Source organism: Lactonifactor longoviformis (assembly GCF_042848515.1).
Classification (GTDB): Bacteria; Bacillota; Clostridia; order Lachnospirales; family Lachnospiraceae; genus Lactonifactor; species Lactonifactor longoviformis.
Map to the genome: position 1 here is coordinate 3,358,000 of NZ_AP031453.1, position 24,960 is coordinate 3,382,959.

19 protein-coding genes and 1 other RNA gene are annotated in these 24,960 nt (G+C 45.5%); 3 read left to right on the plus strand and 17 right to left on the minus strand.

Going from position 1 to position 24,960, the window contains the following annotated elements; genetic code table 11:
* The first annotated feature begins 175 nt into the window (after positions 1-175).
* Entirely contained in the window at positions 176-4,435 is a 4,260-nt protein-coding gene (locus tag ACGHCT_RS15345) for an acyl-CoA dehydratase activase-related protein (protein WP_390440197.1), read from the plus strand.
* Positions 4,436-4,519: 84 nt separating this feature from the next.
* Here the strand turns inward: ACGHCT_RS15345 and ACGHCT_RS15350 are convergent, their stop codons facing one another.
* The 11 genes from ACGHCT_RS15350 to ACGHCT_RS15400 all read right to left on the minus strand — a co-directional run bounded on the left by ACGHCT_RS15350 (position 4,520) and on the right by ACGHCT_RS15400 (position 16,238).
* The gene (locus ACGHCT_RS15350; protein ID WP_390436669.1) at positions 4,520-5,251 is read right to left on the minus strand and encodes an ABC transporter permease; all 732 of its coding nucleotides are present in this window, start codon (positions 5,249-5,251) and stop codon (positions 4,520-4,522) included.
* On the minus strand, positions 5,244-6,170 hold the full coding sequence (locus ACGHCT_RS15355) for an ABC transporter ATP-binding protein (protein ID WP_390436671.1): 927 nt from the start codon (positions 6,168-6,170) through the stop codon (positions 5,244-5,246). The genes ACGHCT_RS15350 and ACGHCT_RS15355 overlap by 8 nt, the downstream gene beginning before the upstream one ends.
* A gap of 74 nt (positions 6,171-6,244) precedes the next feature.
* Entirely contained in the window at positions 6,245-7,150 is a 906-nt protein-coding gene (locus tag ACGHCT_RS15360) for a sensor histidine kinase (RefSeq protein ID WP_390436673.1), read from the minus strand.
* A 2-nt stretch (positions 7,151-7,152) separates the two neighbouring features.
* A complete protein-coding gene (locus ACGHCT_RS15365; protein WP_390436675.1) occupies positions 7,153-7,851 on the minus strand; it encodes a response regulator transcription factor in 699 nt (232 codons plus the stop codon).
* 156 nt (positions 7,852-8,007) lie between these two features.
* Positions 8,008-9,630 (minus strand): polysaccharide biosynthesis protein, encoded by a 1,623-nt coding sequence (locus tag ACGHCT_RS15370; RefSeq protein ID WP_072853143.1) that lies wholly within the window; start codon positions 9,628-9,630, stop codon positions 8,008-8,010.
* Positions 9,631-9,648: 18 nt separating this feature from the next.
* Positions 9,649-10,323, minus strand: coding sequence for a uracil-DNA glycosylase (locus ACGHCT_RS15375; RefSeq protein ID WP_072853145.1), 675 nt, complete (start codon positions 10,321-10,323; stop codon positions 9,649-9,651).
* An 18-nt stretch (positions 10,324-10,341) separates the two neighbouring features.
* The gene (gene hisF, locus ACGHCT_RS15380; RefSeq protein ID WP_390436678.1) at positions 10,342-11,103 is read right to left on the minus strand and encodes an imidazole glycerol phosphate synthase subunit HisF; all 762 of its coding nucleotides are present in this window, start codon (positions 11,101-11,103) and stop codon (positions 10,342-10,344) included.
* Positions 11,104-11,105: 2 nt separating this feature from the next.
* Positions 11,106-11,726 carry an imidazole glycerol phosphate synthase subunit HisH gene (gene hisH / locus ACGHCT_RS15385; RefSeq protein WP_390436680.1) on the minus strand — a complete coding sequence of 207 codons (621 nt, stop codon included), beginning with the start codon at positions 11,724-11,726 and terminating at the stop codon, positions 11,106-11,108.
* Positions 11,727-11,905: 179 nt separating this feature from the next.
* Positions 11,906-13,369 (minus strand): cell wall metabolism sensor histidine kinase WalK, encoded by a 1,464-nt coding sequence (locus ACGHCT_RS15390; protein ID WP_072853152.1) that lies wholly within the window; start codon positions 13,367-13,369, stop codon positions 11,906-11,908.
* 2 nt (positions 13,370-13,371) lie between these two features.
* Positions 13,372-14,046, minus strand: coding sequence for a response regulator transcription factor (locus ACGHCT_RS15395; RefSeq protein WP_072853154.1), 675 nt, complete (start codon positions 14,044-14,046; stop codon positions 13,372-13,374).
* A gap of 245 nt (positions 14,047-14,291) precedes the next feature.
* Positions 14,292-16,238, minus strand: a complete 1,947-nt coding sequence (locus tag ACGHCT_RS15400) for an FAD-dependent oxidoreductase (protein ID WP_390436682.1) — start codon at positions 16,236-16,238, stop codon at positions 14,292-14,294.
* 137 nt (positions 16,239-16,375) lie between these two features.
* On the opposite strand from ACGHCT_RS15400, the gene ACGHCT_RS15405 reads away from it, so the two are divergent.
* Positions 16,376-17,254: a LysR family transcriptional regulator gene (locus tag ACGHCT_RS15405; protein WP_072853157.1), complete on the plus strand. Its 879-nt coding sequence runs from the start codon at positions 16,376-16,378 to the stop codon at positions 17,252-17,254.
* Positions 17,255-17,581: 327 nt separating this feature from the next.
* Here the strand turns inward: ACGHCT_RS15405 and ssrA are convergent.
* From ssrA to ACGHCT_RS15430, 5 genes are all read right to left on the minus strand, one after another.
* Positions 17,582-17,921, minus strand: a transfer-messenger RNA (tmRNA) gene (ssrA, locus tag ACGHCT_RS15410).
* Between the two features lie 231 nt (positions 17,922-18,152).
* Positions 18,153-18,320 (minus strand): DUF6903 family protein, encoded by a 168-nt coding sequence (locus tag ACGHCT_RS15415; RefSeq protein WP_167594279.1) that lies wholly within the window; start codon positions 18,318-18,320, stop codon positions 18,153-18,155.
* Between the two features lie 24 nt (positions 18,321-18,344).
* Positions 18,345-19,217, minus strand: coding sequence for a carbohydrate ABC transporter permease (locus tag ACGHCT_RS15420; RefSeq protein WP_072853159.1), 873 nt, complete (start codon positions 19,215-19,217; stop codon positions 18,345-18,347).
* Positions 19,218-19,229: 12 nt separating this feature from the next.
* Positions 19,230-20,123 carry a carbohydrate ABC transporter permease gene (locus ACGHCT_RS15425; RefSeq protein ID WP_072853161.1) on the minus strand — a complete coding sequence of 298 codons (894 nt, stop codon included), beginning with the start codon at positions 20,121-20,123 and terminating at the stop codon, positions 19,230-19,232.
* Positions 20,124-20,195: 72 nt separating this feature from the next.
* Complete coding sequence (locus ACGHCT_RS15430) at positions 20,196-21,554, minus strand: carbohydrate ABC transporter substrate-binding protein (RefSeq protein ID WP_072853163.1); 1,359 nt, start codon at positions 21,552-21,554, stop codon at positions 20,196-20,198.
* 276 nt (positions 21,555-21,830) lie between these two features.
* On the opposite strand from ACGHCT_RS15430, the gene ACGHCT_RS15435 reads away from it, so the two are divergent.
* On the plus strand, positions 21,831-22,751 hold the full coding sequence (locus ACGHCT_RS15435; RefSeq protein WP_390436684.1) for a glycoside hydrolase family 43 protein: 921 nt from the start codon (positions 21,831-21,833) through the stop codon (positions 22,749-22,751).
* A 16-nt stretch (positions 22,752-22,767) separates the two neighbouring features.
* Here the strand turns inward: ACGHCT_RS15435 and gnpA are convergent, their stop codons facing one another.
* Positions 22,768-24,933, minus strand: coding sequence for a 1,3-beta-galactosyl-N-acetylhexosamine phosphorylase (gnpA, locus tag ACGHCT_RS15440; RefSeq protein WP_390436685.1), 2,166 nt, complete (start codon positions 24,931-24,933; stop codon positions 22,768-22,770).
* Positions 24,934-24,960: the final 27 nt, after the last annotated feature.

The window sequence follows — 24,960 nt, forward strand, 5'->3', positions numbered from 1 at the left end:
ATTTCAAGAGAATTTATCTTCACAACTTCTTCACAACATTTTTATTTGTAATTTAACCTTTATTGTCGTATAATGTTATGTAGTTTTGTTAACCCATAAAACTGCATATAATAGGAAAGAAATGGTTATTTAATTTCACAGTGAGGAGGTCACAGGGCGACCTGTGAACAAGGTTATGAAACAAATTACATATACATTAGGTATAGACATTGGCTCTACTACCGTAAAAATAGCAATTTTAAATGAGGAGCAGGAGATCGTTTTTTCTGAGTATGAGCGCCATTATGCTAACATTCAGGAGACCCTGGCCCACCTTCTGGGCCATGCCTATGAAAAACTGGGGGAACTTCAGCTTGCACCTGTGATCACAGGTTCCGGCGGACTTACCCTGGCAAAACATCTTGGGGTTCCTTTTGTCCAGGAAGTCATAGCGGTCTCATCTTCCCTCCAGGCTCTGGCACCCCAGACCGATGTTGCCATCGAGCTGGGAGGCGAAGACGCTAAGATTATATATTTTGAAAAGGGTAACATTGAGCAGCGTATGAACGGAATCTGTGCAGGCGGGACAGGCTCTTTTATTGACCAGATGGCCTCCCTGCTTCAGACAGACGCCGTCGGTCTGAATGAGTACGCCAGAGATTACAAGGCCCTGTACTCCATCGCCGCCCGCTGCGGAGTTTTCGCCAAGACAGATATTCAGCCTCTCATCAACGAAGGGGCCACCAAGGAGGATCTGTCCGCCTCTATTTTCCAGGCAGTGGTGAACCAGACCATCAGCGGACTGGCCTGCGGAAAGCCCATTCGGGGGCATGTAGCCTTCCTGGGGGGACCGCTGCATTTCCTGTCTGAGCTTCGGGAGGCATTTATCCGTACTCTGAAGCTGGACGGTGAGCATACCATTATCCCGGCAAACTCTCATCTTTTTGCCGCCATTGGTTCTGCCCTGAACGCGAAAGAAGATGCGGATACGGTTTCTCTCCATGCTATGAGAGACCGCCTGGCTTCTTCTATTAAAATGGAATTCGAGGTTGACCGGATGGAGCCTCTTTTTGCCACCCAGGAAGAATACGACCTCTTTAATGAGCGTCAGAGTGCATATAATGTGGCTACTGCGGATCTTGCTTCCTATGAGGGAAACTGCTACCTGGGAATCGACGCCGGTTCAACAACCACCAAAGCCGCCCTGGTAGGGGAGGATGGTTCCCTGCTCTATTCCTTTTACAGCAACAACAACGGAAGCCCTCTGGCCACTACCATAAAAGCAATTAAAGAAATCTATACCCAGCTCCCCTCCAGCGCCACCATTGCGTACTCCTGTTCCACCGGATACGGGGAAGCCCTCATCAAGGCAGCGCTGATGCTGGATGAGGGGGAAGTGGAAACGGTATCCCATTATTATGCCGCCGCTTTCTTTGACCCTGAGGTAGACTGTATTCTGGACATCGGCGGCCAGGATATGAAATGTATCAAAATCAAAAACAATACCGTTGACAGCGTACAGCTTAATGAGGCCTGCTCTTCCGGCTGCGGTTCTTTTATTGAGACCTTTGCCAATTCCCTGAACTACAGTGTACAGGATTTTGCCAAAGCCGCACTATTCGCCAAAAATCCCATTGACCTGGGTACGCGGTGTACTGTTTTCATGAATTCAAAGGTTAAGCAGGCACAAAAGGAAGGAGCGGAGGTATCAGATATCTCTGCCGGTCTGGCCTATTCTGTCATTAAAAACGCTCTCTATAAAGTGATAAAGGTGTCTGATGCGAAAGAGCTGGGAAACCATATTGTTGTCCAGGGAGGAACCTTCTACAACGATGCTGTACTGCGCAGTTTCGAAAAAATTGCCGACTGTAAAGCCATTCGCCCGGATATTGCAGGAATCATGGGAGCCTTCGGTGCTGCCCTGATTGCCCGGGAACGGTACGATGTCTCAAAAGAGACTACTATGCTGCCCATTGAAAAGATAAATACGCTGCAGTTCTCCACCTCTATGGCCAACTGCAAAGGCTGCACCAATCACTGCCGCCTCACCATTAACAAATTCTCCGGAGGGCGTCAGTTTGTTACCGGCAACCGCTGCGAACGGGGCATAGGCAAGGAAAAGAACAAAGATCACATTCCCAATCTCTTTGAATACAAATACAAGAAGCTTTTTTCATATGAGTCTCTCACATTAGATAAAGCTGTGCGGGGACAGGTGGGAATTCCCAGAGTTTTAAATATGTTTGAAAACTATCCTTTCTGGCATACCTTTTTCACAGAACTGAAATACCAGGTTGTGCTCTCTCCCACCTCTACCAGAAAGATTTATGAGCTGGGAATTGAATCAATCCCCAGCGAATCGGAGTGTTATCCGGCCAAATTGGCCCATGGGCATGTAACCTGGCTGATTAAGCAGGGCGTTAAGTTTATCTTCTATCCCTGCATTCCATATGAGAGAAAAGAATTCCAGGACTCCGTCAACCACTATAACTGCCCCATAGTAACCTCTTATGCGGAGAATATTAAAAATAATATCGACGAGCTTCAGGATAACACTATTGTATTTCGCAATCCGTTTATGGCCTTCACCAGCGAGGAGGTTCTGACCAAACGGCTGATAGAAGAATTCCCTGACATCCCGGAAAGCGAGGTTAGAGCTGCCGCAGCCAAAGGGTGGAAGGAGATGGCTGACAGCAGGGAGGATATTAAGCGGAAGGGAGAAGAAACGCTGGAGTACTTAAAGGAAACCGGCCGAAGGGGAATTGTGCTGGCCGGACGGCCTTACCACATTGATCCGGAGATTCATCACGGGATTCCGGATCTGATTAACTCCTATGGAATTGCAGTGCTGACAGAGGATTCTATCTCCCATCTGGCTCCCATAGAACGTCCCCTGCGGGTAAACGATCAATGGATGTACCACACCCGGCTGTATGCTGCTGCCAATTATGTGAAGACTACAGAGAATCTGGATCTCATTCAGCTGAATTCCTTCGGATGCGGTCTGGACGCGGTTACCACAGATGAGGTATATGAGATTCTGGCGCACAGCGGCAAGATATATACCTGCCTTAAGATCGATGAAGTCAACAATCTGGGAGCCGCCAGAATTCGTATCCGCTCACTGATCGCAGCGATCCGGGTAAGAGAAGAACAGAAAATGTCAAGGACCATTGTGCCCTCTTCCATTGAAAAGATACCATTTACACAGGAGATGCGGCAGAACTACACCATACTCTGCCCTCAGATGTCACCCATCCATTTTTCCATCCTGGAGGCGGCTTTTAACGCCAGCGGGTACCATCTGGAGGTATTGCCCAATGACAATAAAGAGGCTGTGGATGTAGGTCTGAAATACGTGAATAACGATGCCTGCTACCCTTCCTTAATGGTAGTGGGACAGATTATGCAGGCGCTGCTGTCAGGCAAATACGACACTCACAGGATTGCTATCATTATGTCCCAGACCGGAGGCGGCTGCAGGGCCTCTAATTATATCGGATTTATCCGAAGGGCACTGGAAAAGGCCGGGCTTTCCTATATTCCGGTCATATCCATTAATCTAAGCGGACTGGAAAGCAATCCCGGCTTTAAAATCACAGCCAGGCTGGCAAGCCGCCTTGCCTTCGCGGCTGTCTTCGGTGATATTCTAATGAAATGCCTTTACCGGATGAGGCCTTATGAAAAAATTCCCGGATCTGCCAACGAACTGCACCGGAAGCTGGAAAAGGAGTGCATTGCCTTTGTAGGTCAAAAGCATGCTACTATCGGGGGCTTTAAAAAGCTCTGCCGGAAGATGATTCGTGAATTTGACAGTCTTCCGATTACCGATGAAGTAAAACCAAGGGTAGGCATTGTAGGCGAAATCCTGGTAAAATTCCTTCCTGCGGCCAACAACCACCTGGCCGAGCTTCTGGAGCGGGAAGGCGCCGAAGCGGTCTGCCCGGACTTAATTGATTTTATGTGCTACTGCTTCTACAACCTGAATTTCAAGTCCAGATACCTGGGCTTTAAGAAATCCTCAGCCGCCCTGGGCAACCTGGGAATCAAGGCTATTAACTGGATTCGGAAAGCTGCCAATGAAGAATTTGCCCGGAGTGTACACTTTACTCCCTCCGCAGATATTACCCAGCTGGCAAAGATGGCTTCTTCCATTGTATCCGTAGGAAATCAGACGGGCGAAGGCTGGTTCCTAACCGGAGAGATCCTGGAACTGATACATAACGGCACACCAAATGTGGTCTGCACCCAGCCCTTTGGCTGTCTGCCCAATCACATTGTGGGAAAAGGAGTCATCAAAGCAGTGCGGAAGGAATACCCACAGGCAAACATCGTAGCCATTGATTACGACCCCGGCGCCAGCGAGGTAAATCAGCTTAACCGGATTAAGCTGATGCTCTCCACTGCGCAGAAGAACTTAAAGAAGAATGGTTCCGGCAAGACTGAGGTCCGGTAACATCTGAACTGTAAAAGGGATGCTGTCACATAACGACAGCATCCCTTTTACAGTTCCTTTTAATACTCTCCACATATCACTGCGTTATAAGTCCTGCCTTTTAAATTCCCGGACAGCTAATACACTGCCAAGCAGACCTGCGCAAAGGATTGATGTAATGCAGATATATAGATATTGACTGTCTGACGGCAGCATAGCAGATATCTGTATCGCCAGCCACGGTACAAAACTAGCCGCGGGAAGCAATTCCTCGGATACCTGAGAGCCAACGGACTGCAGCAGAACAAATAGCAGCGTACATAACATCGTCGGATAAAACAAGGTACGCTGTCTGACGGCAAGCCAGATAACAGGCAAAAATGCAATAAAGCTTAAAATACCGATCTGCGTCAGCAGCCGTACAGTAAAGTAAACCGAAGTAATGGTAACCTGTGAACGGAATAAGTACAAGGAACCTACTATAGTAATGCCTTCTGTAAGGATCATAACTGCCAGATACCAGCAAAGCCATACAGCAATTTTACTCAAGACAAAGTTTTTTCTATTTACAGGAGCAGTTATTATATTTATGATTGTCTTTTCTCCATATTCTTTCTGCATGGATTGTGTAATAAAGAAGCCGCTCATAATTGGCAGAATGATGTTTACCAGCATAGAAACTGTCTGCAGCCACTCTTGATAATCAATCTTAGATTTATCAATCAGAACGGATTTCAGAGCCAAAAGAATAGGAACAGAAACCGTTGACGCAAAACCAATCAGAGCCATCTTGTTTTTCCTCAGCTTTAATAATTCTGTCTGAAACGCATTATTCAAATCTGGCACCTCCAGTCAATGCGGTAAAATAATCTTCTAATGTTTCGTGTTTAAAATACAGGGATGATAAGCCTACCCCGTGCGTAACAAGGCAGTTTGCTACTGATACCGGATCTAAGGTATCCTCATAGATCTCAACACAGTTTTTATCCGTGACTGCATAATTTTTACAGTTCAACAGGTTTTCCAACAGCTGCGCTGCCTTTGGAACAGAGTCTACTTTAATTTCAATATACTTCTTATTCTTTTCTTCTAATTCTCTCATTGAAATTTCCTTTACTAAATGTCCCCCGTGTATTATCCCGATATCGTCGGCAAGCAAGGCAATTTCAGATAAAATATGACTTGAAATAATAATGGTCTTCCCCTGCTCGCGGCACAGATTTTGTAAAAACTTTCTGATCTCAACAATGCCAACAGGGTCAAGTCCATTGGTCGGCTCGTCCAATATCAGGAGTTCGGGGTCATTCAGTATGGCGTTGGCAATTCCTAATCGTTGTTTCATGCCTAACGAATATGATGAGAATGGCTTTTTATCTTTATAGGGAAGCCCTGTAACTTCCAGTGCGCTTTTAACAGCATCTTTTTTGATTGTTCCCCGCAGCCGGGCAAATATCTCCAAGTTCTCCGTTCCCGTCAGATAAGAGTAGAAACTAGGCGTTTCGATAATAGAACCTATACGTTTATAGATTTGGTTTTCGTTTCCCGGCAGTTTTTCTCCAAAAACTTCCACATCCCCGGAGGAAACAGCGATAAGACCCAGTATCATTTTCATAATTGTAGTCTTACCAGCCCCATTTCTCCCTAACAAACCGTATATGCGGCCTCTTTTGACGTTTATATTAATTTTTTCCACAGCTGTAATATTCCCATACTTTTTCGTCAGCTCCTTCGTGCGCAGAATTATCTGGTTTTCCATATACCGTCCTCCTCTTCCTTCTTACAAGTAAAGCATAAAAACCTTGCCGAAACCTTGCCGCAGCTATGCTTTATTCATGCTTTCGGAAAAGTCAGCCGAAACGTCGTACCTCTGCCGCAGCAGCTTTCCGCATGAATCTCTCCATGTAAAGAAGCAGTCAGTTCTTTGGCTATGGACAAGCCCAGACCATTGCTGTTATCCCCTCGTGATGTGTCACACTTATATAAGCGGTCAAAAACAAATGGTAAATCTTTTTCATCTATTCCAATCCCATTATCAGTAATTGAAAGACTGATCTTATTCAGAGAATAGCTTATGCGAACGGTCAGTTGTGTGGCATGGCTATGTCTTATCATATTCGCTATCAGATTAGTAAGGATTCTGGTATATGCACTTTTGTCAAGAACCACATATACAGCTTCCTCCGGTATCTCAAACTTATACTCTATCTTGTTTTCTTCTAATTTTATAATCCAATCAGCAAGTATCAGGCGGGTTACCTCACATATATTCTGCTTTTTTAAGTCATAAACCCATTCACCAGACTCTATTTTTAAGAATTCAAATAATTCCTGTATATAATCCCCCAGATTAACAGCCTTTCTTTTGGCGATTTTCAGAAATTCATCACGCTCCCCGCCAGTAACACCATTCTTCTCTAATACTTCCAAATATCCAATAAGCGAAGCTAATGGGGTGCGGATATCATGCGACAAACTGGTAACTAATTTTTTATATACCCTTTCCGACTTTTCTTTTTCCAAAAATTTTTCTTTATCGCGGATCACAATCTCATTGATTTTGTAAACAAGTTCACGAACTATGCTATTTTCATCTGCCAGTAATCTTCTGTCCAAATTGCCGCTGCAGATATCGTCCAGAATATTGGAAATTTCTTTCATCTGCCTTTTCGTATTGCTGATATAAATAAATTGATAAAGAATAATAACCCCTAATCCAGCGATACTTATCCATATCATACTTACACCTCTTTACGGAAACGATATCCGATGCTGTGAATGGTTTGAATATAATCTATATGCATCTGCTCATTTCTTATTTTTTTACGCAATTTGCTGATAAAAGACATGATATTTCTATCGTCATAAGCATACTCATCCTTCCACACATGGTTATAAATTTGTTCTTTTGTGAATACTCTGCCCTGGTTAGAAGCCAAAAAATAGAGAAGATCAAATTCTTTCGCGGTTAGCCGGACCTCTGCCGTATTTACATAGACACTTCTTAATGAGTAATTAATTTCTAAGCCTGTAAAATGCAGCGTTGAATTATCTGCGGCTTGGCCGTTAAAGACCGTATATCTTCTGATCAGGGAATGAACCCTAGCCGCAAACTCACTCATTAAAAACGGCTTTGTCAAATAATCATCCGCCCCCAGCCTCAGCCCTGTTACTTTATCGGCCTCAGAGTCCTTTGCCGTAAGCATTAACACAGGCACAGAATCCTTAATCCGTATTTTCTCTAATAGTTCAAGCCCATTGAGGAATGGAAGCATAATATCCAGCACAACAAGCTGGTATTTATCATTTTTAAATGCCTCAAACCCTGTTTTACCGTCGTGTCTTACCGTAACTTCATAATTTTCTTGCAGCAGCTCTCGTTCAATCAGCATACATAAGTCTTTATCATCATCTATTAACAATACCTTGCTCTGCTTCATACATACCTCCTGCGAAATAAGTTCCCCCACATTATATACGGTTACTCGTGCAATAGCAATGAGACTTCCTAACAGTTCCCGGAAAAAGAAAGAGTCCGTAAAGCCTGTGAAAGGCTTTGCGGACTACTCTATGGATAAAAAGAGCGACATTAAAAATCACTTATATAAGCGCAGCTTTTTCGCCAGTTTATAGATTATAGTTCCGGCCGGAAATCTTCTCAGCTGTTCCCCGGGCACTTTCACAATAGCTACAAACAGAATAATATATGTGAATACCGCCAGAGGGACTGCCACAGCCAGACATACAATATTATGGGGAAGTAAATGATACAATCCATAATAACTCCCCCAGGCCACAAGTCCCATTCCCGCGGAGGCCAGAAAAGGCTTTCCGTAAGAGTCTCTGAATTCATTCTTATATCCCAGATACTTTTTCAGATAAATCCCATTCAGGATACACATACTGACAGAATACAGAATGGTGGCCAGCAGCACTGCTATGATCCCAAGCTTGTCTGTAAACCAAAGACCGCAGAACAGAAATGCCACATTGATCACAAGGGCAATGGCCGCATTGCGAACCGGAATCTGAGGTTTTCCTATCCCCTGAAGAACCCCGTTGGTTATGGTAGACAGCGAGGAAAAAACGATGGATACCGCCCCAATCATAAGAAGGTTCCCTGCAATTCCTGTGGTGGTGGGGAAAAAGAGCCGGATAATAGGATGGCCTAACACTGCCAGCCCCACAGCAGCCGGAACAGAGATAAACATGGTCAGCTGTACAGCCTCATCTATCTTCTGATTGGCTTTTGAGATCTCCCCACGGGCATAATGCCCCGATATATTCGGCACTACCGCCGTGGAGGATGCACTGGAGAGACTGAGGGGTATATTGATCAGCGTCATATAGTAGCTGCTGAATTCTGCATACGTTGCGCTGATCAGCTCGTCGTCGATCCTGTGTCTTCCCATAATTGAGGAAAACATGTAACCGTCAATATAGCTGCTGACATTATAGATAAAGGTACTGAAAATAACCGGCGTCACCATCAGCAGAATAATCCGGAATACTTCACGGTAGCTGATATCTACCCCTGTATGATCCCGTTTCACCTGACGCCTCAGCGTACCCCGGTTAATATAATATACAAAAGTCATAAAAAGCAGACCTGCCAGCACCCCGGCTCCCGTACCCACGGTTCCTCCGGCAGCCCCCCAGGTAGCTTCCTCTATGGCGTCTGCCGCCAGGTACTTGATCAGCAGCCACGCCGCCAAAACACTCACAATGGCATTCAGAATCTGTTCAATAATCTGAGAGGCAGATGTGGGAATCATCGTATTGTGCGCCTGAAAATACCCCCTCAGAACTCCGAGGATGGCAGATAAAAAGATCGTGGGAGTTAATACCTGCAGCGCCGGAATGGCATTTGGCTGATTCTGAGGGATCAGATAGGGAGCCCCGAACAGAGCTACCAAAGCTGCAATCCCTCCAACAATACAGGCATAGATCATAGCGCCCTTAAAAACTTTATGGGCGCTTCTGTACTGGCCCAGAGCCAGACGTTCTGATACTACTTTAGAAACAGCCATGGGAATACTATACGAAGAAATTAAAAGCAGTATAGAGTATACCGAAAAAGCAAAGCTGTAATACCCCATCCCTGTTCTGCCTACAATAGCATTGAGGGGAATTCGGTATACAAGCCCGATGACCCTGGAGACCAGAGCCGCAATCATAAGAAATGAGGCATTCTTCAAAAAAGTATTCTTTTGTTTCATAATTATTCATCCTTCGTTTTATACATTTTCTATCTGCCAGTCAATCGGTGCAATTCCATGGCTTTGCAGAAAATTATTCGTCTGGCTGAAAGGCCTGCTTCCGAAGAATCCTCTGCCCGCAGACAGGGGACTGGGATGGGGAGCTTCCAGAATTAGATGGTTTGGGTTGTGAAGCATGCTCTTTTTCATCTGTGCCGGCCTGCCCCACAGGATAAATACCATAGGGCGTTCAATTTCATCCAGGATACGGATGGCTGCATCTGTAAACTGCTCCCATCCTAATCCCTGGTGGGAATTAGCCTGGTGGGCTCTCACCGTTAACACTGTATTCAGCATCAGTACTCCCTGACGGGCCCATTTTTCCAAATATCCATGGTTTGGAATGTAACAGCCCAAGTCATCGTGCAGTTCCTGATATATGTTAATCAGAGAGGGCGGAATATCCACCTCTGGCTTTACAGAAAAACACAGTCCGTGAGCCTGTCCGTAATTGTGATAAGGATCCTGTCCCAGAATCACTGCCTTCACCTCTTCCAGTGGAGTAAAATGAAAGGCATTAAAGATATCGTCGGCCGGGGGAAACACCCGTTTTGTCTGGTATTCCTGGTTTATTTTCTCAAAAAGCGGTTTGTAGTATGGTTTGCTGAATTCCGGTTTTAAGGCCTCCAGCCATTCTCCCTGTAAAGGGGGCATATGCACTTCCTCCTGTTCTTATAATCTGACAGAAACACCCTTATTATGTAAGTATCTCTTAACTTCTTTGATTTCCAGTTCCTTATAATGAAAAAGAGAGGCTGCCAGAGCCGCGTCTGCCATACCTGACGACAGTGCCTCATAAAAATGCTCCATCGTTCCGGCACCCCCGGATGCAATCACAGGGATGTCAACTGCCTGGGCAATCTGCCGGGTCAGCTCAATATCATATCCGGCTTTTGTCCCGTCACAATCCATACTGGTGAGAAGGATCTCCCCGGCTCCCCGTTTTGCCGCCTCTCTGGCCCATGCCACCGCATCAATTCCCATATCAATCCGTCCGCCGTTCTTATAAATATTCCAGCCGCTTCCGTCCGGCCGCTTTTTGGCATCTATTGCCACAACCACACACTGGCTGCCGAACTTGTCTGCGGCAGCATTGATTAAATCCGGCGTATTGATAGCTGATGAATTGATCGATATTTTATCTGCTCCCTCCCTCAGGAGCATTTTAAAATCATCCACAGTTCGGATCCCTCCCCCCACAGTAAAGGGGATGAACACATTGGCTGCTACCTTGCGGACCATATCTACTACTGTATCCCTCTGATCTGATGAGGCCGTAATGTCCAGAAAAACAACCTCATCCGCGCCTGCCTTGTCGTATGCCCTTGCGATCTCCACCGGGTCGCCGGCATCCTGGAGGTTAACAAAATTAACGCCTTTTACTACTCTGCCGCGGTTCACATCCAGGCAGGGGATAATTCTCTTGGTAAACATAATCAGCGTCCCTCCCTGTTCATAGTTGTAAAGTTTTCCAGCATCTTAAGCCCCATCGTACTGCTCTTCTCCGGATGGAACTGACAGCCAAAGAGATTTCCCTTCTCTACAGATGCATGGATCTGCGTGCTGTACTCAGTGGTTGCTTTGACAACAGATGGTTCATCTGCTTTCAGATAATAGGAATGCACAAAATAGACATACGTTTCTTCCGGTATCCCGTCAAATAACCTGCCCTGGTTTTGCAGATGGAGAGAATTCCATCCCATATGGGGGATCTTCAGTCCCTCCTGTTTTGGGATATGAAGGATTTTGCCTTTTAACAGACCCAGTCCTTTCACTCCCGGACTCTCCTCACTCTCCTCAAACATAAGCTGAAGCCCCAGACAGATGCCCAAAAAAGGAATCTGTTTCTCTGCAGCTTCTTGTATAACCGGTACCAGACCATATCTGTTCAGATTCTCCATGGCATCGCCGAAAGAACCCACCCCGGGAAGGACTACCCGGTCTGCAGACAGTATCTCCTCCCTGTCCCTGGACAGCACTACTTCCTCCCCCAGGAGGTCGAATGCTTTTTCTACACTTTTTATATTTCCTGCGTCATAATCAATGATTGCAATCATATGTATCTTCCCCGTTCGTTCCTTGTATATTCAAAATCGCCCCTGTATTCCTGCTGCGGAGCACACGCCATGCCAGGCATGGCATAAGCATACATGGATAGTTTAACACAGCTAAAAAAAATATACAACGGATGAAAACACGAAAAGAGGACATCTGACATGCCCTCTTTCGATCTTTTTCACTGTTTTTCCAACTCAAACCAGAATTCTACTCCATTGTCATAATTCTGTACTCCGCACTTTTGATTCATGGACTCCATAATAGCTTTTACTATAGAAAGTCCAATGCCGCTTCCCCCGTATTCTCTGGTTCTTGCTTTGTCTACTTTATAAAACTTAATCCAGATTTTATCCAGGTCCTCTTCCGGAATGGGATCTCCTGTATTAAACACGGTCACCCTCACCTTTTTGTCTTCCTGAAGGATCCGGATCTCTATGGTATTGCTGTATTTGACATGGTTCAGAGCATTGGATACATAATTTGTAACCACTTCTTCTATCTTGAATTCATCCCCCCATACATAGACGGGATCCTCCTCCTGAAAGATTACCCTAACTTCTTTCTGTTCTGCCAGAATCCTGGTAGACTGCACCACACCCCGGATTAATTCTGTCAGTTCAAACCGCTCCATGGTCACCTGATCCTTGCCGAATTCCAGCTGATTCAGAGTAAGAAGCTTCTTCACCATCTCATTCATCTTGGCCGATTCGTCGATAATGACATCACAGTAGAAGTCCCGGCTCTCATCGTCCTCATTGATACACTCCTTCAGCCCTTCTGCATATCCCTGAATCAGTGCAATGGGAGTCTTTAGCTCATGAGACACATTGGAAAGAAATTCCTTTCTCATCTCATCCACCTGAATCTTTTTTTCTATATCCTTCTGCAGTTCGTTGTTGGCAGATTTCAGGCCTGAGATTGCTGTCTCCAGCTCCCTGGACATCCGGTTAAAGTTATCTCCCAGAATGCCTATCTCGTCCTGCCCTCCGCTGGTGTATCTGGCATTAAAATCCAAATCCGCCATTTTCCTGGAAATATCCGTGAGCTCTGTGATCGGCTTTGTGATTCTTCTGCTGAAAAACAGGATGATTACTATACTGATTAGAATCATCACCAGTCCAATATAAATATAGAACATATTGGAAATCTGCACGCTGTCCCGAATACTTCCCACAGGAGTCCGAATCAGAAAATACCCGCTGTTTTCCAGCTTTCCCCACATCTCCAGATAATCGGTCTGCAGGTTGGTATCCTGAATCTTCTGAATAATGTAATCATCGGTCTGCTTTACTGCCTTGCCGTTGGCATTGCGCAGACCGTTGATATACCCAAAGAGCGTGGGATATAACACATCACTCTCTCTGCCCTCTACGATACGGTAGGACTGGTAATCGCTTGCCACCCAGGAGATGTTCTTTTCTGAGCAGTATCTTCTGAAATCTGAGGTTACATCGGAATCTCTCACATTGGATGTCACTACCAAATCGTTGATTTTACTGTAAACTGTCCTCAGCATATCTTCCTTTTTTGACGTATAGTAGGATTCCAGAAAAAAGGTGTTGATCAGTCCGATGGCCAGAAGCATTACCAGCATAAGCCCCGTAAAGGTAAATGCCAGTTTTTTATTCAATGATCGTTTCATGTTTATACCTCAAACTTGTACCCCATACCCCAGATAGTTTTGATATATTCCCCTCTGTCTCCCATCTTGCTTCTCAGTTTTTTTACATGGGTATCAATGGTACGGGCATCCCCAAAGTAGTCGTAGTTCCATACTGAATTCAAAATCTTTTCCCTGGACAGAGCTATGCCCTGATTCTCCATAAAATATGCCAGAAGCTCAAATTCCTTATAGCTGAGTTCAATATTTTCCCCGTCAATGGACACCATATGTGCGGCTTTATTCAGCTCAATCCCTCCTGCGGACAGGATATCGTCGGATGCTATCTGATTTGTCCGGCGCAGGATGGCTTCTGCCCTTGCCACCAGAATCTTGGGGCTAAAGGGTTTAGAAATATATTCATCCACTCCCAGCTCGAATCCCAAAAGCTCGTCCCTCTCATCCCCCCTGGCAGTCAGCATAATGATAGGGACCTTGGATTCTTTGCGAATCTCCCTGCACACCTCCCAGCCGTCCATCTTCGGCATCATAACATCTAATATAATAAGAGCTATATCCTTTGTCTCATAAAAAATATCCAGAGCCTCTTCACCATCTCCGGCTTCCAGCACGTCAAAATTCTGTTTTACCAAAAAGTCCCGGACCAATTTTCTCATCCTGCTCTCATCGTCCACAACTAATATCTTACATTTTTCCATCTGGTCTTCCTCCAACATGATCTATCTTTCTTAACTATATCAATCAAATATGTTAGAACTGTGAAATTTCCGGATTTATTTACTATTCCCCCCAAAAATAATCACGGTCCGTCTAAAAAAGCTTTTCCTTATTATACCCTCTGTGCCGGCACTTTGCAACCAAACCGGCCAGCCGGCTGTCTATTCAAAAAGCTGCGGCAGGCAACGATACGTTACCTGCCGCAGCTTAACTTGTATGTATTTGTTTAAATGTCAATCGCCCGGTAATACCCGTTAGAAACGGCATCTGCAACACGTCCCGCCCTGATGCAGTCCCCAATCTCAAATACCCTGGGCGCAGCATTATAAAAGCTTTCTGCAGTCTCGCGGTCTGCTTTCATGCCTGCCGCCAGAAGAATGGTGTCAGCTTCAAAAAGGATCTCACCCTCAGGAGCAGTACACAGGAGTCCTTCCTCAGTAACGGCTTTGGCAGTGGTATTGACCTGTATTTTAATAGTACTGTCCTTCATATAAACCTTCATGGCATTTTTGTGCATGAAGTAGGAATCCGCTGCCCAGTCATCCTTCATTTCAACAATGGTAACCTCTTTCCCAAGGCCGTCAAGATAGATGGCGCATTCACTTCCCACAAGTCCGCCTCCAAGAATAACAACTTTCTGTCCAATTGCAGGGGGCGTCTGATGGAGGGCTTCCAGTGTAACGACTTTATGGTTATCTATACCAGGAATCGGAGGTACAATTGGCTTTGCCCCAACTGCTGTCATGATGACATCAGCTCCCAGCTCAGCCGCCTGCTCTGCTGTAAGCTCTGTATTTAACTTCACCGTAACCCCGGCCTTCTCCAATCTCTTTTCCAGTACTTTGACAAACCGGAACATATCTGCTTTAAAGGGAATGTGCTCCTCGGATAAGAGCTGTCCCCCCAGACGGCTGTTCTTCTCATAGAGTGTGACGGCGTGTCCGCGGTTGGCTGCTGTGATGGCCGCCTCCATTCCCCCGGGACCTCCGCCGACTACTACTACCTTTTTGGGAGAAGTCGCGGGAAATCCAAATTTATTTTCCAGCTCATTTCCAACTACAGGATTAAAAGCACAGGAATAGGTTCTGTTCGTCAGATAATTGTAAAAACAGGTAAAGCACCGGCAGCAGCGGGTAATATCGTCTTTCTTTCCGGAAAAAGCTTTTTCCGGGAAATACGGATCGCAGATAGACTGCCGTGCAATCTCTATAATATCCGCCTTGCCGGATGCAATAATTTCTTCCATCATATCCGGATCGTTCAGTCCTCCTAAGGTGGCAACCGGTGTTTTTACATGCTTTTTCACCTCTGCTGCCAGGAATACATTACATCCGTGCTCGATAAACATAGATGGATGCGTAATTACAAATACTTCCGGATCCTCATGGACACCAGCAGAGACATGAATAATATCAACTTTTCCGTCGAGCACCTTGGCCATCTCTACCCCTTCTTCAATGGTATACCCGCCGGGTGTGAATTCAGCCCCGCTCATACGGTATTCAATGGGAAATCTGCATCCCACAGCTTCCCGAATCTTTTCGATTACAAGAAGGGGGAACCGCATGCGGTTTTCTAAACTGCCGCCCCACCTGTCCGTTCTCTTATTCATAGAAGGCGACATAAACTGTCCCAGGAGCCACCCATGCCCTCCATGGATCAATACCATATCAAACCCTGCCTCTTTTACCAATTTTGCAGCACTGGCAAAGCAGTCTGCAACCCTGTAGATATCCTCCTCAGTCATGCTGCGCACGGTAAGGCCATCCGGGTTAATCTCATCGTTGGGACCGATTGCACTCTGTCCGGCAGAACCGTCATGGCTTCTGGCGTTGGCATATTTTCCCCCGTGGGCAAGTTCCATAACAGCATTGCAATTGTGACGGTGCATAGCCTTGGCCATCTCCTTCAGAGATGGCAGGGACATAACATCGTAAAGGGTAACCTCTTTGGTATGGGTCCTCCCCACAGCGTCCACAATACCCAGCCCTATAGCTACGCTTGCAAGCCCGCCCCGTGCCCGGTTTTCGTGAAATGCCATATCCTCTTTTCTCATATGACAGTCCGGATCCAACTCCGGATTCGACATGGGAGCACCGAAAATTCGATTCTTAAAGGTGACTCCATTGATGGTTATAGGGCTTGCCAGATTTGGATAATACTTATTGTTCATAGATATACCTCCTCGTTTGCTTGTACATCCTGTTTTAATATGTTATAAATATAACATATCGATTCTTTTCTTAGAAGAATCCTTTTCGTTGTGACCCTACAAGAAAAATATTGTATCTCTGTGCCGGGAGGGAGCCTATGACATTTAGACAAATAGAATTTTTTACCACTGTATGCAAATGTAAAAGTATCAGCAAAGCCTCCGCCCTGCTGCGCATATCCCAGCAGGGGATATCAAAAGCGCTGCTTGACCTGGAGGCAGAATTGGGCTGTCAATTGCTGAAAAGAACCAGCAGCGGGGTGACTTTAACGAACTACGGGACCTACGTGCTGCAGGAATTTGAAATTATCCTGAGAAAAAAAGAGTACATATCCTCCTATGTCCTCCAGATGAAATCCACAGCCAGGGAGCCTCTTCTGGTAGGTATGTCCTTTGGTGTTCTCTCCGCTCTGCCCCACAGCTTTTTATCCGATTTCATAACCCAACATCCTTATATAGAGCTGAATTACAGCGATTATACAGATATCACTCTTGTAAACAGGTTAGTAAAAGGAGAATGCGATCTGGCACTTATCGCCGGACCAGTGAATTGTGAGGATCTGCAAATGGAGGTTATAAAGACCGAAAAGGTATATTTGTGCATTCCTTTCGGACATCCCCTGTATGAGGCACAGGAAATTACACTCCAGAGTTTAGCTGCCCATACCTTTGTGATGTTCAGCAACCAGTTTTATATCCAGCACCACTTTTGGGAGTCCTGCAGACACGCAGGCTTTTCCCCCCGGGTATTTCTGTCATCAAACGATTTTAATTCCCTGAAAGAGCTTGCCTTTGACACAGGGAACCTGTTTGTAGTGCCGGAGCATACCATTCCCAAAAAGGATTCACAATTCAGGTATTATCCCTTTCCGGATCCCTATTTTACTTGGGAAATCACCTATGCCACACGCAAAAATAAGCTGATGACGGAAGGTATGATGGCCTTTTATCAGAGTTTAAAAGAAACTGTCGGCTAAGGAAAAAGAACGAGAGCTGCCTTTTAAAAATTCTTTAGAAAGTCTTTCCTGTTACTTTAGATTCTCATCACAGATTCGTCACAATCATCCTGTAATATAATAATTGTTAAGAGGCCAACAACCTAACGCAAAACTTTTTCTTTTTCAAGCCAGCATCCGAATGGGTGCTGGCTCTCCTTCATTTTCAGGGCATTGTGCGCATCCCGACCAGGAACTTTTCACTCCACAGAAGCTTTCCGCCGCAGTGTGAGCCCCCGGAGTTTTTTTATTACCCAGGGAACAAAGTTTCCTGGGTAATAAAAAAAGCACTGTAAATACAGTACTTTCTTATGGAGTAGACGGGAATCGAACCCGTGTCCAAAAGCCTCTCCCATGTTCTTCTACTATCATAGTCAGTTCTTTAACATTCCCTCTGCCGCCCGGGAACTAACACCCTGGTGGGTTCAGTAGCTTCATAATACGTCTACCGGCTCAAAGCTTTGCCGATAAAGTTTCTCACAAAGTCGATGCCAGATTCTTAAAGTGTGAGTGCTCTAAGGCTGACAAGCTGCAATTAGGCAGCTAACGCTAAATTTTCGTCTGCGTTTAATTTAAGGTTGTGATTTAACGCATCACCTGCGGATAGCTTCACCATCTTCGAAACCCCTGTCGAAACCTTTACTACCCCCTGTAGTAAAGTGTACCCCAAACGCTGCAATGCATGCCCCGGGGCGTTCATACAGCCTTAGCCGTATCAACTGATACAAACGAATCGCTAACTTATTATATGATACTCACGTGAGTACTGTCAAGGCCGGGAAAATAAACTTTTTATGAAACCGGTCAGACTCCCGGAATAATCGGCGGAATCAGGCAAAACCTGAGGGGATGCGCCACAAGCAGACACATCCCCGCAGACCTACTGGTGCTGTTTGTTATAGATCCCCAGCATGATTAGGATTCCTACCAGACCGGCAAGCATCTCCAGAAGATATCCTGCCCCTACGGTTCTCTGGCCGTGAATTACCAGTGCCAGACATACGATAAAAAGCACCAGGCCGATGATTCTCACTATCCATTTCTTCATAACACACACCTCCTGTGTTCTCTTTTAGCCCTTCAGTCCTCCAAGGCTCATACCTTCTGTCAGTTTCTTCTGCACACAGATATACAGAATCAAAGTGGGCAGCATTACAATAACCAGACCGGCATAGAGACGGCCATAGTTTGCGGCTGCCTGCTGTGCCTGCATCAGCTGCATCAGTCCTACGGGAAGTGTCTTGGATTCCCCCGTAAGCATAGTCATTGCGATGATATATTCATTCCAGAAGGAAAGGAAGTTAAAGAGAATTACCGTTATAATACTTGGCCTTGCCATGGGCATCATAATAGAAAACATCGTTTTGAAATACCCGGCACCGTCTACAAAAGCTGCCTCCTCGTAGTCTTTTGGAATAGATACAAAAAATCCGGACAGCAGGTAGATGGTAAATGGCAGTGCGGTGGATGCATATACCAGCGCCAGCACAAAAAGATTATTTAACAGAAATCCGCTCCCGAATACCCGGTTCAGAAATTTGTCTCCGTCCACAAACATCAGGAATATAGGTACAACAATGTAGTTTACATTGATAAATAACCCGCCCATAAACATAATGTTACACAGTTTGCTGCCTTTGAAGCGGTATCTTGCCAGAACATAAGCTGCCGGAAGCGCAATCACCAGGAGAAGCAGCAGCGCCAATACCGTAACTATGACGGAATTAAGCATATACTCTCCCATTTTGGCGCCCTGAAATGCATCAATAAAGTTCTGAAAATAAATTCCTTTCGGCAGTGTCCACGGATTCCCGTAGAATTCTGCATTTTCCTTGACAGAAGCCAGAAATACCCAGCCCACAGGAACTGCAATGCTAATTGCCAGAAGCAGCAGTACAATGTATATAAACACCTTATACAGCGTGTCTTTTCCATTTTTCTTCATATTCTCACCCTCCTAAAATTCCAGCGGCTCTCGCTTTGTGGCCAGGTTTACAAGTCCGGCCAATCCAAATGAGAACAAGAATACAATCACTCCTATGGCCATACCATATCCGTATGAAGAGTTCGTATACGCCTGGCCGTACATATAGCTCAGGAATACTTCACTGGCTCCATCGGGCTTGCCTCCCGTCATGGCCTTGACAAAAAGGAAGCTCAGGTTGATGGTACTGATGATAAAAAAGGTAAGTGTTGTTCTGATATTTGTCCAGATAAGGGGCAGGGTTATGTTGAAAAATTGATGGATTCTTCCCGCACCTTCCAGATTGGCTGATTCATATAAACTCTCCGGCACGCTGGACATACTGGCCATATACATTACCATATAATATCCGATTGCCTGCCACACCATAGCAATGACAAGGCTGTAGATAACCAGCTTTTGGTTTCCCAGCCATAGAATAGGATCCGCTTTAGCGCCTCTGAATATGGACAGGATACTGTTCAGCAGGCCCTGACTGGGGTCATAAATCGCAGAAAAGATGGCTGATATAACAACAACGGATAAGATATTTGGGATGTAGAAAATAATTCTGAAAAAATTCTGGCCCTTGATCTTTTCTCTTGACAGAATCGCTGCAAAGACAAGGGAAAATACCATTGTAATAATAGTGACCATCACAATCAGCAGCACTGAGTTCTGGAAGGACCGATAGAACTTTGGATCCTCAAAAAGTATCTTAAAATTATTTAATCCCACAAATGTCTTATTATTAGAAAATCCGCCCCATTTATACAAGGACATTTTAAATACATTTATTGTTGGGACTATCATGAAAATTATGAAAAGAATTACTGCCGGCAGCACACACACTGCAATAAAACCATTTCTGCCTTTTCTATGTTTCATTCCCGTTCCTCCTTTCTCCCTTTTGCGAAGAAAAAAGGACATTATAGAATGCCCTTTTTCCTGTTGTATAGATTACTCCATTGCCTCTCTTAACTTATCGCTAGCTTCCTCTACTGACTTCTGCCAGTCCGCAACTGTTTTATCTCCGCTTACGATACTATCCACTGCCCTGAACAGGGTGTCATTCATGGATACACCTTCCACCGGATTGGTAGAGGCGAATCCGCCCATTACAGGAACTGCTGCGTCGTTATCATATACACTGTAGAACATTTTATTGTCGCCTGTAAGTTTTTCTGAAATCCCGACGATTGGCTGAATCGCATTGGATTTCGCAAAGATGTCAGCTGCTTTGTCAGAGTACATAAATGCAATCCACTCTTTTGCCAGATCCTGGTTCTTTCCCTCTGCCGGAATCCACATCTGCTCGAAGAAGGTAAATGAAGAAGGTTTCTGAGAATCTGATACTGCAGGAACTGCTGTGAATCCCCACTCAAATCCTTCTGCTCTCGGTGCATCTGCCATTTCACCCGGAAGCCAGGTTCCGTTTGGACAGAAGATTGCTTTGTTGTCCAGGATTAGCTGCTGATTCTTTGTAAAACTTTCTTCATTGGCATTCCCCAGGGTGGTAGGTTCTACATACTGTGCCAGTTTGCCTATTGTCTCAAATACTGCGGTTGCCTCCGGTGATTCCCAGATGCCGTCTTTATATGTCATGCATTCGTTATAGAATTCCGCGCCGCCTGAAGACTCCAGAGTTGCGTAGATAAATGCATCGAAGTACCCCGCATGAGGATAGGTGAATAAGGAGATTCCCTCGGCTTTTGCTTTGTCACCAAGCTCCCACATTTCATCCCATGTCTTTGGAACTTCCCAGCCCTTTTCCTTCAGCAGGCCTGCATTGTAGAAAAGTCCGCAGGGGCTGTAGAACATGGGCGCATAATATGTTTTTCCGTCATTATAAGGCATGGTTCCCAGCGTATCGAGAAATCCCGGAAGGATTTTTTCTCTTACGGTAACCTCTTCTCCAGGAACCGTCATATCCAGCACATCATCCAGACAGGTAAGCCCTTTTTCCTTTGTAATTGTCTCAGTAAGACCGGCGTCACGTCCTGTGGCACAGTGGATTACGTCCGGGTAGTCGCCGCTTTTCATGGCCGGTGTAATCTTATCTTCAATCTTTTTATCAACCTGCAGTTCAACCGTAACACCCTCATGGGTTTCCTCAAACGCTTTGGCAACCTCACTCCAGAGTTCTGCGCCGTATCCGCCTTCAAATGCAGCTACTTTCAGCACCTGTCCGCCGTCCCCTTTGGCGTCATCACCGCCCTTTGAACTGTCATCTGTATTCCCACAGCCTGCGAGAATGGTGGTTGACATTACTGCTGCAAGTCCCAAAGCAAGCCATCTTGTTACTTCTTTCCTTTTCATACCTTTTTCCCTCCATAAATAATATTTCCTTGAGATGTTTTTATCATAGCCTAGTTTTACTTCTAATTCTATAAATATCTTGTCTTTACTTTTATATATTTTGCTTTTTACACAAAAGAAATACTATTTATTTCAAATAATCAGTGCATTTCAACCACAGCATGAGCTGTGCAGGGTACGGCAGCTATCATTTCCAATAAATTTCCAGGTTGAAAAAATAGTATCCTGCCATTATAATTATGGAAACTCCAAAAGAGAAAGGAATGTACAGCAAATATGAATAAAAATGGCACTCTTTGGTATGATACCGACGGAAATCCCATACAGGCTCACGGTGGAATGATCCTTCCGCACGGCGATACTTATTATTGGTACGGAGAAAACAAAAACGGGCCGACTTCCCTTGCCCCCTCCGGAGATATCCGGGTAGATTTCATAGGTATCTCCTGCTATTCGTCAAAAAACTGCATAGACTGGAAAAATGAGGGAATTGTGCTTCCTGCTTCTTCCGCACCGGGCAGCGATCTGTACCGTGATATGGTCTGCGAGCGTCCAAAGGTAATATACAATCAAAAAACCGGAAAATTTGTCATGTGGATGCATATAGATACCCCTGACTACCGATCCGCCAGAGCCGGCGTAGCCACAGCAGACGCCCCCACCGGCCCTTTCACCTATTTGTACAGCGATATTCCCAACCGTTCGGACTGCAGGGATATGACTCTGTTTCAGGATCTGGATCAGCGTGTATATCTGATCCACAGCTCAGACTGGAATAAAACGCTCCGAATCAGCCAGCTGACAGATGATTATCTTCACTTTACCGGTGTCTGTACAAAGATATTTCCTGAACAGGAGAGGGAAGCCCCTGCGGTTTTCTATCACCAGGGTCTGTATTATATGATCACCTCAGGGTGTACCGGCTGGGACGCCAACAGCGCCCTGTACGGCATTTCTTCAAATCTTTTAACGGGCTGGAAACTCATCGACAATCCCTGTGAGGGAAAGAATTACCGCAAAACCTTCTATGGACAGAGTACCTTTGTATTTGAAAAGGACGGACACTTTTATTTGATGCTGGACCACTGGAAGCCCAAAAACCTGAAGGCATCCGGCTACAGTATTCTGCCCGTCACTGTGGACGGAATGGATCTGCGCATTCCATTTACAGAATATCCGTTCCAACAGACAAAATAAAGGGGGCATAGCCCCCTTACTCTATCTCATACCAGATAATCTCATTGGCATCCAGTTCTGCACAAAAGCTGCTGCCGTCTCCCCGGTACACCACCGTACTCTGGGGCTCATAGGTATTGTTTACCACACAGTATTTGTGATTTTTAATATAGGCATGCACCTCTACATTATAATTGGTGCTGAACCAGTGTCTGATGTTTGTTTCGTCTGACGCCGCCCACAGTACAGCCCGGTACAAAAGCCTGCTGTTCTCAAAGCTGTAAGGAAGCCCGCTGATGTATACGCTCCTTCCCCTGCCAAAAGAATTCACTGCCAGCTGCACTTCTTTGTCAATCTGTTTTAGCACTGTAGTTCCCTCCAGGGCAAATATATTCTTCTTCCCCTCCCCAAAGTCAATGTCACCCCGGCAGTCTTCTGTGATAAAGTGTGCATGTTCTTCCCAGTTATACTTATCCTTATTCAGGTTGAATCCATTTTCTTCTTCAACCCCCATTACCGTGGCCAGCTGGAAAAACCGGCCTTCCCACTGATAAGCGGCAGGTTCCCCCACTCCGATAAAACCGCCTCCCTGGTAGATAAACTTTTTGACAGCTGTGATGATCTTCTCATCGATCCAGTTTTCACCCCCGCTGTATGCTGTGCCGGCATCTCCCACATTGATGATAACATCAATGTCATCCAGCAGATGTTCATCCCTGCGGATATCGTCAAAGCTGATAAATTCAACCGCAAAAGGCGCACCGCTCAGAGCCTCTATGATGCCTGCATAAGAATAGTTCTGCTTATAGTACAGGGCATGATGAACCATGTGATTGCCCCAGGCACGCATTCTTCCCCAGCAGTTCAGGACAGCCACTCTTTTGATGCAGTATGGAGTGGTTCCCTTTATATTGGAATACAAAAGCCGGAATTCCTCACACACGCTCTGCACATAATCCATAAATTCTGGGAACTCCAGGGCCAGCTTCAGGTATCCTCCATAGCCGATCCGGTCGATGGGTTTCCTGAGGATCGCCCGCCTGGCAGTTACCCAGTTCACTTTTGCCTCTTTCACCGGATCTCCTCCCTCGTGGAAGACATCCGGGAAGAAATACGGAAGGAATCTTCCCTCTGTATAACTTACCCCTGGTATATCACTGATCAGACGGAGCGTGGATCCGTTTCCCACACTTCCCACCACAGCGTCCAGGCCAATGCTCTGGAATTCTTCCATAAAAGGTTCCATGCCAATCCAGTGATCCCCCAGGAACATCATAGCTTCTCTGCCGTATTCATGGGTGATGTCAACCATTTCTTTTGCCAGTTTGGCTACCTCTCTGCGCTGAAAGTCCTGAAAATCCCTGAATTCCCTGGAAGGAATCCGGTAGGTGTTATTCATATATCCCTGATCAATAATAAATTCCGGGCGGAACCTGTAGCCTGCCTCTTGTTCAAACTGTTCCAGTATATAAGGGCTGACCGATGCAGAATACCCGTACCAGTCTACATATTTTTCTCTGGCAAGTTCATCAAATATCAGGGTGAACTGATGGAAGAACGTTGTGAAGCGCACGACATTCACATGAGGATTCTTCTCCAGAAAACGACGCAGCCGCTCCATAGAATAGGCTCTGGTCTTGGGCTGCCGCACATCAAAGGTCACCTGATGCTCTACATCCTTCCATCCGTTTGTGACCGAGTTGTACATATGAACCGGATCCCACATAATATAGGCCAGAAAGCTCACGGTATACTCGTGAAAAAGGCTGGCAGGCTCTATGACAACACAGCCGGATTCTTCGTCATAGCTCCACTGGTCCGAAGGTACCACTTCGCCTGTGGTGCGATCTATGACCTCCCACCATCTTTTTATGTCATCCCGGGTGTTCACCTTCAGCATATCCGGGTAGAGATGATCCATTAAATGAATGCTGAGCTTCTCTTTCTCTGCATTGTGAAAGGAAGTCATAATATACATCTGCTGGATCTCTTCAGGGTTCGCTTTTGCCCACTCATTATCCTTCCGGGTCGTGTAATAGGTTGAGTATACCTTAACTCCGATATTCTTTAATTCATCCGGATAATCTGTCCCGTCGCAGTCCCGAATCGCATCCGCCCCCCAGCGGTTTACCACTTCTTTTGTCTCCTGTACAATATCCATATCCGTTGGTATTGTCACTCTTCCAAAACCATACTCTTCCATAGTTTCTCTCCTTACCTTCCCGTTTCT

What these genes read in the sequence shown, in the direction of transcription:
- ACGHCT_RS15345 (WP_390440197.1), top strand. Translation starts at nt 176, where the DNA reads ATGAAACAAATTACATATACATTAGGTATAGACATTGGCTCTACTACC.
- ACGHCT_RS15355 (WP_390436671.1), bottom strand. Translation starts at nt 6,170, where the DNA reads ATGGAAAACCAGATAATTCTGCGCACGAAGGAGCTGACGAAAAAGTAT.
- ACGHCT_RS15360 (WP_390436673.1), bottom strand. Translation starts at nt 7,150, where the DNA reads ATGATATGGATAAGTATCGCTGGATTAGGGGTTATTATTCTTTATCAA.
- ACGHCT_RS15365 (WP_390436675.1), bottom strand. Translation starts at nt 7,851, where the DNA reads ATGAAGCAGAGCAAGGTATTGTTAATAGATGATGATAAAGACTTATGT.
- ACGHCT_RS15370 (WP_072853143.1), bottom strand. Translation starts at nt 9,630, where the DNA reads ATGAAACAAAAGAATACTTTTTTGAAGAATGCCTCATTTCTTATGATT.
- ACGHCT_RS15375 (WP_072853145.1), bottom strand. Translation starts at nt 10,323, where the DNA reads ATGCCCCCTTTACAGGGAGAATGGCTGGAGGCCTTAAAACCGGAATTC.
- hisF (WP_390436678.1), bottom strand. Translation starts at nt 11,103, where the DNA reads ATGTTTACCAAGAGAATTATCCCCTGCCTGGATGTGAACCGCGGCAGA.
- hisH (WP_390436680.1), bottom strand. Translation starts at nt 11,726, where the DNA reads ATGATTGCAATCATTGATTATGACGCAGGAAATATAAAAAGTGTAGAA.
- ACGHCT_RS15390 (WP_072853152.1), bottom strand. Translation starts at nt 13,369, where the DNA reads ATGAAACGATCATTGAATAAAAAACTGGCATTTACCTTTACGGGGCTT.
- ACGHCT_RS15395 (WP_072853154.1), bottom strand. Translation starts at nt 14,046, where the DNA reads ATGGAAAAATGTAAGATATTAGTTGTGGACGATGAGAGCAGGATGAGA.
- ACGHCT_RS15400 (WP_390436682.1), bottom strand. Translation starts at nt 16,238, where the DNA reads ATGAACAATAAGTATTATCCAAATCTGGCAAGCCCTATAACCATCAAT.
- ACGHCT_RS15405 (WP_072853157.1), top strand. Translation starts at nt 16,376, where the DNA reads ATGACATTTAGACAAATAGAATTTTTTACCACTGTATGCAAATGTAAA.
- ACGHCT_RS15415 (WP_167594279.1), bottom strand. Translation starts at nt 18,320, where the DNA reads ATGAAGAAATGGATAGTGAGAATCATCGGCCTGGTGCTTTTTATCGTA.
- ACGHCT_RS15420 (WP_072853159.1), bottom strand. Translation starts at nt 19,217, where the DNA reads ATGAAGAAAAATGGAAAAGACACGCTGTATAAGGTGTTTATATACATT.
- ACGHCT_RS15425 (WP_072853161.1), bottom strand. Translation starts at nt 20,123, where the DNA reads ATGAAACATAGAAAAGGCAGAAATGGTTTTATTGCAGTGTGTGTGCTG.
- ACGHCT_RS15430 (WP_072853163.1), bottom strand. Translation starts at nt 21,554, where the DNA reads ATGAAAAGGAAAGAAGTAACAAGATGGCTTGCTTTGGGACTTGCAGCA.
- ACGHCT_RS15435 (WP_390436684.1), top strand. Translation starts at nt 21,831, where the DNA reads ATGAATAAAAATGGCACTCTTTGGTATGATACCGACGGAAATCCCATA.
- gnpA (WP_390436685.1), bottom strand. Translation starts at nt 24,933, where the DNA reads ATGGAAGAGTATGGTTTTGGAAGAGTGACAATACCAACGGATATGGAT.